This window comes from Protofrankia sp. CiP1_Cm_nod3 (assembly GCF_982290655.1).
This window is the reverse complement of record NZ_CEVIVD010000050.1, coordinates 25001-35316: the sequence shown is the minus strand read 5'-3', so window position 1 is coordinate 35316 and position 10316 is coordinate 25001. Positions and strand designations below refer to the sequence as shown.

Annotated in this window: 8 protein-coding genes; 7 read left to right on the top strand and 1 reads right to left on the bottom strand. The window is 72.6% G+C overall.

The window, feature by feature from the left end:
* The first annotated feature begins 94 nt into the window (after window positions 1-94).
* The 3 genes from mraZ to ftsL all read left to right on the top strand — a co-directional run bounded on the left by mraZ (window position 95) and on the right by ftsL (window position 3041).
* Window positions 95-526 (top strand): division/cell wall cluster transcriptional repressor MraZ, encoded by a 432-nt coding sequence (mraZ, locus tag AC5LUJ_RS11980; RefSeq protein WP_250286484.1) that lies wholly within the window; start codon window positions 95-97, stop codon window positions 524-526.
* A 524-nt stretch (window positions 527-1050) separates the two neighbouring features.
* The gene (gene rsmH, locus AC5LUJ_RS11975) at window positions 1051-2130 is read left to right on the top strand and encodes a 16S rRNA (cytosine(1402)-N(4))-methyltransferase RsmH (RefSeq protein WP_250286482.1); all 1080 of its coding nucleotides are present in this window, start codon (window positions 1051-1053) and stop codon (window positions 2128-2130) included.
* Window positions 2127-3041, top strand: coding sequence for a cell division protein FtsL (gene ftsL / locus AC5LUJ_RS11970; RefSeq protein ID WP_493464949.1), 915 nt, complete (start codon window positions 2127-2129; stop codon window positions 3039-3041). The genes rsmH and ftsL overlap by 4 nt, the downstream gene beginning before the upstream one ends.
* Window positions 3042-3082: 41 nt before the next feature.
* On the opposite strand, the gene AC5LUJ_RS11965 is transcribed toward ftsL, so the two are convergent.
* Window positions 3083-3469 (bottom strand): hypothetical protein, encoded by a 387-nt coding sequence (locus AC5LUJ_RS11965; protein ID WP_493464948.1) that lies wholly within the window; start codon window positions 3467-3469, stop codon window positions 3083-3085.
* Between the two features lie 255 nt (window positions 3470-3724).
* Between AC5LUJ_RS11965 and AC5LUJ_RS11960 the strand changes: the two genes are divergently transcribed.
* The 4 genes from AC5LUJ_RS11960 (at window position 3725) to mraY (ending at window position 9854) form a co-directional block, all read left to right on the top strand.
* Window positions 3725-5458, top strand: a complete 1734-nt coding sequence (locus AC5LUJ_RS11960; protein WP_493464947.1) for a peptidoglycan D,D-transpeptidase FtsI family protein — start codon at window positions 3725-3727, stop codon at window positions 5456-5458.
* 61 nt (window positions 5459-5519) lie between these two features.
* Window positions 5520-7340, top strand: coding sequence for a UDP-N-acetylmuramoyl-L-alanyl-D-glutamate--2,6-diaminopimelate ligase (locus AC5LUJ_RS11955; protein WP_250285167.1), 1821 nt, complete (start codon window positions 5520-5522; stop codon window positions 7338-7340).
* Window positions 7341-7353: 13 nt separating this feature from the next.
* Window positions 7354-8790: a UDP-N-acetylmuramoyl-tripeptide--D-alanyl-D-alanine ligase gene (locus AC5LUJ_RS11950; protein ID WP_493464946.1), complete on the top strand. Its 1437-nt coding sequence runs from the start codon at window positions 7354-7356 to the stop codon at window positions 8788-8790.
* Window positions 8787-9854 carry a phospho-N-acetylmuramoyl-pentapeptide-transferase gene (gene mraY / locus AC5LUJ_RS11945; RefSeq protein ID WP_250285165.1) on the top strand — a complete coding sequence of 356 codons (1068 nt, stop codon included), beginning with the start codon at window positions 8787-8789 and terminating at the stop codon, window positions 9852-9854. Before AC5LUJ_RS11950 ends, mraY begins: the two co-directional genes overlap by 4 nt.
* The last annotated feature ends 462 nt before the right edge of the window (window positions 9855-10316 follow it).

Genomic DNA, 10316 nt, shown 5'->3' with positions numbered 1-10316 from the left:
GTGGCGCGCAGTGGGGGGCAGGGGCACTGTCAGGCTGACCAGGGCGGGGTTTGAACGGCCATGAACCTCTCGGGCACGGGCGAGGAGGCCGCCGATGTTCCTCGGCAGCCACACGCCCCGGCTCGACGACAAAGGCCGGCTCACCCTGCCGGCGAAGTTCCGCGAGGAGCTGGAAGGGGGGCTCGTGATCACCAAGGGGCAGGAACGCTGTCTCTACGTGTTCCCCATGCCTGAGTTCACCCGGATCAGTGACTCCCTGCGGGCCGCGCCTGTTACGGCAAAAGCTCTACGGGATTACAGCCGTGTCTTCTTTTCCTCGGCTTCGGACGATGTTCCCGACCGGCAGGGACGGATCACCATCCCGCCGGCCCTGCGCACGTATGCGGGACTTACCCGGGAGTGCGTCGTCAACGGCGCGAACACCCGGGTGGAGATCTGGGACGCGGCCCGCTGGGAGACCTATCTGACCGGCCAGGAGGAGAACTTCGCCGCGCTTTCCGAGGAGGTGTTGCCCGGCGTCATCTGAGCGTTGCCCGAGCGTCATCGTCCGAGGCGGACACGGCGGCAGACACAGCGGCAGACACAGCAGCCACACCCGACCGGGAGCGCCGACCGACCAGCGTCGACGGCCCTCGCGCCACCCCTGTGTCGCCTCTGTGCCATCTCTGTGCCGCCGCGGCCCGGGGCATCAGGTGTGCGCCGAGGTCTCCCCCCGCTCCATACCGGACGCCACTTCCCCGGTGTCCGGTGGCGTGAGCGGGGCGGGACCTGGGCACATGCCGAGCCCCGGGGCCGATGGTGGCACCGGGCCGCCCGGCGCACGTGTTCCCGCCTGTCCGCGTATCTGGCGGTCATCCGGCCGGCTGTCACGCAGCCGACAGGACCGGTCCGCCATATCCGTTCACATTGTCTGCTCACATCCTTGTCTGCTCACATCGTCGCCTGCTCACATCGTCCGTACGTGCACACCGCGGTTTTCACCAAGCGTGATCGCGGGTCAACCGCATCTTCCCCGCCGCGAGGTTCACAAAACCGTTCGAGGAGGTCGAGGTGGACGCCACGCACATCCCCGTCCTCTCCGACCGTGTCGTTGGCCTGCTGGCGCCGGCCCTGCCCGGGCCCGAGGTGGTCCTGGTCGACGCCACCGTGGGCCTCGCCGGTCATGCGAGCGCGTTACTCGACGCCTGCCCGACGGCCCGCCTGATCGGTCTCGACCGTGATCCACAGGCGCTGGAGCACAGCCGCGCCCGGCTGGCCGACCGGGCCGGCCAGGTCACCCTGGTACACGCCGTGTACGACCAGCTGCCGGCCGTCCTGGACACCCTCGGTCTGACCGAGGTGCACGGTGTGCTGTTCGACCTGGGCGTCTCCTCGCTGCAGCTTGATTCCGACGAGCGGGGATTCAGCTATTCCCGGGACGCTCCCCTGGACATGCGGATGGACCCCAGCCGGGGCCGCACCGCCGCGGACGTCGTGAACACCTACGACGCCGCCGAGCTCACCCGCGTCCTCAGCCACTACGGAGAAGAACGCTTCGCTCGCCGCATCGCCTCGGCCGTGGTCGCGGAACGCGCCCGCGAGCCGTTCGTGTCCTCGGCGCGCCTGGCCGATCTCGTCCGCCGGACCATTCCGGCCGCAACACGTCGTAACGGTGGAAATCCAGCAAAACGTACATTCCAGGCGTTGAGGATCGAGGTGAACGGCGAACTCGAGGCGCTTGCCCGGGCGCTGCCGGCGGCCCTCGACGCGCTCGCCGTCGGGGGGAGACTCGTCGTGCTTGCCTACCACTCGCTCGAGGACCGCATGGTCAAGCGGGCATTCGCCGCGCGGGTACGCCCTGACGTACCGCCGGACCTGCCCGTGATCCCGCCGGATGCCGCGCCGACGATGCGCTGGCTCACCCGCGGTGGGGAGACGTCGTCCCCGGACGAGGTGGCGGCCAACCCGCGGGCCTCCGCGGCGAAACTGCGCGCCGTCGAGCGGATAGCCCCGCCGTCCGGGGCCTCCCGGTCCTCCAGAACGTCTGGGGCTTATGGGAGTTCCAGGACGTCCAGGATATCCGGGACGGTCAGGACGGCCGGGACGTTCGGGCCGGCCGGCCCGAACGGGACAGCCGGAGGTGCGGCATGAGCGCGCCGGCCCCCCTGCTGACACGACAGGGCCGGGGCAGGGCGAAGGCGGCCACGCCGCCCACTCGCGCGTCGTACCAGGCGGCCCGCGCCGACCGCCGCGGCTACGCGGCGTCGGCCGCGGTGTACGACACGGTGCCCGCATCGGCGGCGGCCCGAGGACACGCCGACACCGCCATCCCGATCCCGTCCCTGGGCCGGCGGGCCGGCGGGCCGGCGGGCCGGGCGGCCACCCCGCTCCTGGACCGGTCGCGCCGGCGGGCGTCCGGGCCGGGCCGGCCGTCCGCGCCGTCGCCGTTGCGTGTCGGCCAGCCCTCCGTGCGCGGCAGCGCTCCCCGTGCGCCCTTCGTCATCCTGTTGATGCTGCTCATGGGTGCCGGCCTGATGTGCCTGCTGCTGCTCAACACGGCACTCGCGCAGAGCGCGTTCAAGGTCCACGACCTGCGGCAGGACTCGTCCGATCTCATGGACGAGCAGCAGGCGCTGTCCATGCGGCTGGACAACCTGTCCGACCCGGCGAACCTCGCCGCCCGGGCGGCCCAGCTCGGGATGGTCCCCGGCGGCATCCCGCACTACCTGCCGGCCGGAGCCCCGCTCCCGCCCGGTGCCAGAGTGATCGGTACGGAGGCGTCCGCCGGCTTTGCCGTCGTGGTGGTGCCACCGCCGGGCCGGCCGGCCGGTGCCGCGACGGCGTCTGGTGCCGCGGCGGGCTCCGGTGCCGCGGCGGGCGCCGGAGCCACAACGAGCTCCGGAGCCACAGCGGGCGCCGGCGGCGCGGGGGCTCCTGGCGGCCCGCAGCCGGCAACCGCGCCGGCAGCGGGCGCGCCGGGTGGTGGCGCGTCAGCGGCCGTGGGTGGCCCCGCTGGTGGCACGTCGGTCGCGGGCGGGTCGCCAGCCGTGGGCGCCCAGTGAGCTCCACGGTGCACCGTGGAGCCGCGCGTGGCCGATCGCGGTCACGCAAAGCCTCCACGCCTGTTCGTAATGACACTGTTGATCAGTGGTATGAGCGCGAGGACAGCCGCGGTGGGTTCGCGGCCGGCTATGCGGATCCGGACGGCTACCGTGCCACGGCCGCCGGTTCCGCCTCCCGTACCGTCCACGGGGATCCCCGCCGCTGGGGCGGCCCTGACGACGGCTACTCCGGCTACGACCAGGGCGACTCCGACTATGACGACCACGGTCGCTCCGGTCACGGCCGCTCCGGCTATTCCGGCTACGGCCGCCCTGACGACGGCTACCGCGGGGGCGGCGCGTCCGGCCGCGACGGATACGCCCATGGCCAGGACGGATACATCGACGGATACGTCTATGACACGGGTGGTTACGACACGGGCGGTCACCAGCCGGACCGTGGCGGGGTTGGCGGGCAGCGGCCGAGCCGGTCGCCGGACCAGCGCCGGGGACGCCGGCCCACCCGTACCGCCAGCCGCCAGCTGCCCGCACCACGCGGCCGGACGGACGGACCGAGCGGCACCGTTGCCCACCCTTCGGATGCTCATCCCTCAGCCCGTCTGTCGGCCCGTCTGGCAGCCCGGCCCGCGGCCCGGTCGGCGCCACGCGCCGCCGCGCCGCGCGGTGCCGCGCCCCGGCCGCCCATGCGGCTGGGCAGCCCGCGGCGCAGGCTGCGGGTGTCGGTCGTCGTTCTCTGCGCGGCGCTGGTCGTGCTCGCCGGCCGGCTGACCCAGCTGCAGGCGTTCCAGGCGTCCACCTATGCCGAACGTGCCGAGCAGCAGCGGTTGCGGACGGTGGCATTGCCCGCGGTCCGCGGTGTCATCACTGACCGTAGCGGAGCGACGCTGGCGCAGGACGTCGAGGCGCGCGCGGTCTACGCCGACCCGCACAACGTCACCGACGCGAAGGTGGTGGCCGCCGCCCTCGCGCCGCTGCTCGGCGTGCCCGCCGACACTCTGCAGCCGAAACTTACCGGCAGCGGACGTTTCGCCTACCTGGCCCGGGGCCTGGACCCGGCGGTGGGCAAGGCCGTGACCGACCTGAGGCTGCCCGGCATCGGCGTCCTGGAGGAGCGCCGACGTCTCTACCCGTCCGGCGCACTCGCGTCCAACGTCGTCGGGTTCACCACGATCGGTGACAACGAGGTGATCGTTGGCAGTGGCGGTATCGAGAGCGCCTACGACCGGGTGCTGCGCGGGACGGACGGCCTGCGCCGGGTCGAGGTCGACCCGGCCGGCCGGATGATCCCGTCGGCGGCCAGCCGGGAGTCCGACCCGGTGCCGGGGTCGAGCGTGCGGCTGACCCTCGACCGCGACATCCAGTGGGCCGCGCAGCAGGCGCTGGCCGAGGCCGTGCGCACGACCCAGGCCGACGGCGGCAGCGTCGTGGTCATGGTCCCGAACACCGGGGACATCCTCGCGATGGTGGACGCGCCCGGCTACGACCCCAACAAGGTCGCCACTGCCGATCCGGGCACCCTGAAGAACCGCGCCACCCAGGACGTCTACGAGCCGGGCAGCGTCAACAAGGTCATCACCATGGCCGCGGCGATCGACCGTGGCCTGATCACGCCGGAGACCCCGGTGACGGTGCCGCCGAACATGCGCATCGCGGGCCGGACCTTCACCGACGCCGAGCCGCACGGGGTCGAGCACCTGACCGCGGCCGGGGTGCTGGCCAGGTCCAGCAACCTCGGGACGATCCAGATCGCGCGCAAGCTCGGCCCGGCCGGCCTGGAGAGCGCGCTGCGCGACTTCGGCCTCGGTGCCAGGACCGCGCTGCGCTTCCCCGGGGAGAGCGCCGGCATCCTGCGGCCCGCCGCCGAGTGGGACGTCCAGCAGGAGGCCACGATCTCCTACGGGCAGGGGATGTCCGCGACCGCGATCCAGATGGCCTCGGTGTACGCCACCATCGCCAACGGGGGCGTGCGGGTCGCGCCCCGGCTGGTGGACAGCACCATCTCCCCGGACGGGGCCGTGCGCACCACGCCCCGCCAGCCCGGCGTCCGGGTGGTCAGCGCGGCCACCGCGGCCACGGTCTCGCAGATGCTGGAGTCGGTGACCACCGACTCGGGGACCGCGCCGCTGGCGGCCATCGACGGATACCGGGTGGCGGGCAAGACCGGGACGGCACAGCGGGTGGGCGCTTCCGGCCACTACGACGGCTATGTCGCGTCGTTCGTGGGTTTCGCCCCGGCCGACCAGCCCAGGGTGGTCGTCGAGGTGGTCCTGGACAATCCCCGCGACGGCCACTTCGGTGGGACGGTCGCCGCACCGGTGTTCCAGCGGGTGATGACCTTCGCGCTGACGACGCTGGGCGTGCCTCCGTCCGGCACGAGCCCGCCGAAGCTCGTTCTCGATCTGGACGCGGGTCGTTGACCCGCCGTGCCCGTCGTGACCCGACGCAGGTCCCGGCGGGCCGGCTACTAGTGTCGTTGCCGTGACCTCACCGGTGTTGCGTCCGGTCGCCCCGCCCGCACGGGCGCTCACCGAGCTGACCGTCGGATACGACGGCCTCACGGTGACCGGCGGTGCTGTGGCGGGTGTAGTCGTCCGCGGGATCACCCATGACTCCCGGGCGGTGCGTCCTGGCGACCTCTACGCGGCCCTGCCCGGCGCGCGCGTGCACGGGGCCGCCTTCGTCCGGCAGGCGATCGCGGCCGGGGCTGTGGCCGTGCTGACCGACCGGGCCGGGGCTGACCAGATCATGGCGGCGGCCCGGTCGTCCGGCACGGCTGCTGGGAGCACGGCTGGTAGTGACACGGCTGGCAGCGGCACGGCTGCTGGGAGCACGGCTGGCAGGGACGTAGCCGGTAGCGGCACGGCTGGCAGGGACGTAGCTGGTGGGAGCGCGGCCGGCAGGGACGTAGCCGGTAGCGACATGGCTGGTAGTGACGCGGCTGGTAGTGACGATGGGGACGTGGCTGGCGGTGGCACAGCCGTTGATGCGGACACAGCCGGCGCGGACACGGCAGCCGGCGCGGGCGTGGCCGACGTCCCGGTGCTTGTGGCCGCGGACCCGCGGGCGCTGCTGGGGCCGGTCGCGGCCCGGGTGTACGGCGAACCGTCGACGGCCCTGACGTTGCTCGGGGTCACCGGCACCAACGGCAAGACGACGGTGGCCTACCTGCTGGAGGCGGGGCTGCGGGCCGCCGGGCACACGACCGGGCTGATCGGGACGGTGCAGACGCGGCTGGCCGACACGGTGCTCCCCTCGGTGCGCACCACGCCGGAGGCCACCGACCTGCAGGCGCTGCTCGCGGTCATGGCCGAGCGTGGGGTGACCGCGGCGGCGATGGAGGTCTCCAGCCATGCCGTCGCCCTGCACCGGGTGGGCGGCATCCGGTTCGCCGGGGCGGCGTTCACCAACCTCAGCCAGGACCATCTCGACTTCCACCCGTCGATGGAGGACTATTTCGCCGCCAAGGCCGCCCTGTTCACCCCCGAGCGGACCGGGGTGTCCGTCATCGACATCGACACGCCGTGGGGGCGCCAGCTCGCCGGGGCCGTCCCGGGGGCGATCACCTGCGGGACGGCCGCCGACGCGCACTGGCGTGCCGTCGACGTCGCCGCCGGCCCCAGCGGGACGGTCTTCCGCGCGCTCGGCCCGTACGGCGTGGACGTCCGGGTGGGCATCGCGCTGCCCGGAGCCTTCAACGTCGGCAACGCCCTGGTGGCGCTGGCGCTGCTGGTGGCCACCGGTGTCCCCGCGCCGGTGGCGGCGGCCGGGCTGGCGAGCCTGCCCGGGGTGCCGGGCAGGATGGAACGGGTCGACGCCGGCCAGCCGTTCCTCGGCCTGGTCGACTACGCGCACACACCGGACGCGGTGCAGACGCTGCTGCGTACCGTGCGGCCGCTGGTGCCCGGCCGTGTGATCGTGCTGCTTGGCTGCGGGGGTGACCGTGACCGGCGCAAACGTCCGCTGATGGGCGCCGCCGCGGCCGTCGGCGCCGATATTTCGATCTTCACCAGTGACAACCCCCGGTCGGAGGATCCGGAATTGATCATCGCGCAGATGTGTACCGGCGTGGGGACGCTGCCGCCCAGCGCCCGGGGCCGTGTCATGGTGGAGCCGGACCGGGCCGCGGCGATCCGCCTCGCGGTGGGCCTCGCCCAGCCGGGAGACGCGGTCGTGCTGGCCGGCAAGGGGCACGAGACCGGTCAGGAGCAGGCCGGCGTGGTGACCCCCTTCGACGACCGTGACGTGCTGCGGGCGGAGCTGGCCGGGTGGCGTCCCGTGTCGCGCCGGCATTCGGCGTGAGGGGCGTCCGACGGTGATGACGCTGACCCTGCGCGAGGTCGCGGTGGCCTGCGGCGGCCGGCTGGACGCCGTGGATGATCCTGACGCCGCCGTGACCAGCGTCGTCATCGACTCGCGCCAGGTCACCGCCGGCGCGCTGTTCGTCGCGGTGGCCGGGGAGCGGGTCGACGGCCACGACTTCGCCGCCGCGGCGGTAGGTGCCGGCGCGGCGGCGGTGCTCGCGGCCCGGCCGGTGGGCGTGCCCGCGGTGGTGGTCGCCGATCCGGTCGCCGCGCTGGCCGCGCTCGCCGCGCAGGTGCGTACCCGGTCGTCGGCGACCGTGGTGGCGGTGACCGGTTCGGCGGGCAAGACCACCACCAAGGACCTGCTCGCCGACCTGCTCGGTGAGCTCGGGCCGACCGTCGCCGCCGCCGGCTCGTTCAACAACGAGATCGGCCTGCCGCTGACCGTCACGCGCATCGAGCCGGCCACCAGGTTCGCCGTGCTGGAGATGGGCGCCCGCGGCCTCGGCCACATCGCCGCCCTGTGCGAGCTGGCCCGGCCGCGGATCGGGGTGGTGCTCAACGTCGGTTCGGCGCATCTCGGCCAGTACGCCGACGGGCGGGCCGGTATCGCGCGGGCCAAGGGCGAACTGGCCGAGGCGGCCTCCGAGGCTGTCGTCCTCAACGCCGACGACCCGCTGGTCGCCGGGATGGCCGTCCGCGCCCGCGGCGAGGTGCTCACTTTTGGTGAGGGGGAACGGGCGGACGTGCGGGCGCACGACGTGCGGGTCGGTGACGACGGCCGTGCCCGCTTCGACCTGGTGGCCGCCGGTGAGCGGCACCCGGTCGCGCTCACCCTTGTCGGCGAGCACCAGGTCGGCAGCGCGCTGGCCGCCGCCGCGGTCGCGATCCGTCTGGGCCTGTCGCCCGCGCGGACGGCCGAGGTGCTGTCCCGGGCCCGGGCGCGCAGCCGCTGGCGGATGGAGGTGACGGTGACCGACACCGGCGTCACCGTTGTCAACGACGCCTACAACGCCAACCCCGAGTCCATGCGGGCCGCGTTGAAGACGCTGGTCGACCTCAGCCGGGGCGGCCGGCGGGCCTGGGCGGTCCTCGGCGGCATGGAGGAGCTCGGCGTGAGCGCCGACGACGAGCACGACGCCCTCGGCCGGCTTGTCGTCCGCCTCGGGGTGGAGCAGCTGGTGGCGGTCGGCGCGCGGGCGCGCCGGATACATCTCGGAGCGTCGCTGGAGGGCTCCTGGTCGGGGGAGTCGGTGTGGGTCGCCGACGTCGAGCAGGCGTGCACGCTGCTGCGGGAGCGGCTGGTACCGGGCGATGTGGTACTGGTCAAGGCATCCCGCGCATTCGGGTTGGAGCGGGTCGCGAGCGAGTTGACGTCGGGTGCTGTCTCCCTGGGTGTCACACCACCCCTGGGCGCCGCACCCGGCGAGTGGGGTGCGAACGGGTGAGAGGTGTACTGGTCGCCGCGATGGTGGCCCTTGTGGTGTCGCTGCTGGGGACACCATCGGTGATCCGGCTGTTCCGCCGGCAGGGTTACGGTCAGGAGATCCGTGAGGACGGGCCGTCCAGCCACCTCACCAAGCGGGGCACGCCCACCATGGGCGGGACGGTCATCATCCTCGCGACGCTGGCCGGGTACTTCATCGCGCATATCGTCACGATGAAGGGCTTCACCGCGTCCGGGCTGCTCGTCCTGATGGTCATGACCGGTCTTGGCGTGGTCGGCTTCCTCGACGACTACATCAAGATCCGTAAGCAGCGTAGCCTCGGGCTCACCGCCCGCACCAAGTTCGCCGGGCAGGCCGCGGTGGCGCTGGCGTTCGGGCTGCTGGCCGTCCGTTTCAAGAACGCCGAAGGGCTGCTGCCGGGGTCGACGTTCGTCTCGATCGTCCGGGACACCGACATCTCGATCGGCCTGGTCGGCTTCCCCCTGCTGGCCTGGATCATCATCGCGGCGACGTCGAACGCGGTGAACCTCACCGACGGGCTGGACGGGCTGGCCGCCGGCACCTCGGCGATGGTGTTCGGCGCCTACGTGGTGATCTCCTTCTGGCAGTTCGGCAACCTGTGCGAGCCGGGCGCCGGCGGCCCGGGATGCTACCTGGTCCGGGACCCGCTCGACGTCGCGCTGGTGGCGGCGGCGGCCATGGGCGCCTGTTTCGGTTTCCTGTGGTGGAACGCCAGCCCCGCGAAGATATTCATGGGCGACACCGGCTCCCTGGCTCTCGGTGGCGCGTTCGCGAGCATCGCCATCGTCAGCCGGACGGAGCTGCTGCTGTTCGTCCTCGGCGGGCTGTTCGTCGTCGAGACGCTGTCGGTGATCCTTCAGGTTGCCTTCTTCAAGGCCACCCGGAAGCGTGTCTTCAACATGGCGCCGATCCATCATCACTTCGAGCTGGCAGAGTGGCCCGAGACCACGGTCATCATCCGCTTCTGGATCGTCTCCGGCCTGGCCGTGGCGTTCGGCCTCGGCCTGTTCTACGCGGAGTTCCTCTCCCACGGCGGCTCCTGACAGCTCCCATAGTGGTTCCTGACGGTCATCACAGCGCTCCCTGGTAGCTCCCGCAACGGTCCTGACGGATCCCGCGGTGGTTTCCGGTAGCTCCCGCAGCGGTTTCTGACGGGCTCCGCAGTGTTCCTGGCAGCTCCCGCAGCGGCCTTCTGGCCGTTTCCACGGCGGTTGGGCTTTCCTGGTCGTTTCCACTGCGGTCGCTGATGGACGTTTCGAGACGGCTTCCCGGCGCGCGTTCCGACCGTCGCTCCCAGTACGGCGTCCAAGCTCACATGTCCGGATCCAGCGCTACCGGCACGCGTTCGCCTGCGGTCAGGCTTCCCGGGGGAGCGCGGTGTCCGGCTTCCACCTGTCCGGGCCGGAAGAAGCAGGTGCCCTGGGAAGGCGCGACGGGCTCAGAAAGGCACTGGGCCGAGGTCCAGGATGCCATTTCGTCCGGTTTTGTCTTTTTTAGTCATGTTT

Coding starts and splice junctions, on each gene's coding strand:
- mraZ (WP_250286484.1), top strand. CDS start 95: ATGTTCCTCGGCAGCCACACGCCCCGGCTCGACGACAAAGGCCGGCTC.
- ftsL (WP_493464949.1), top strand. CDS start 2,127: ATGAGCGCGCCGGCCCCCCTGCTGACACGACAGGGCCGGGGCAGGGCG.
- AC5LUJ_RS11960 (WP_493464947.1), top strand. CDS start 3,725: ATGCGGCTGGGCAGCCCGCGGCGCAGGCTGCGGGTGTCGGTCGTCGTT.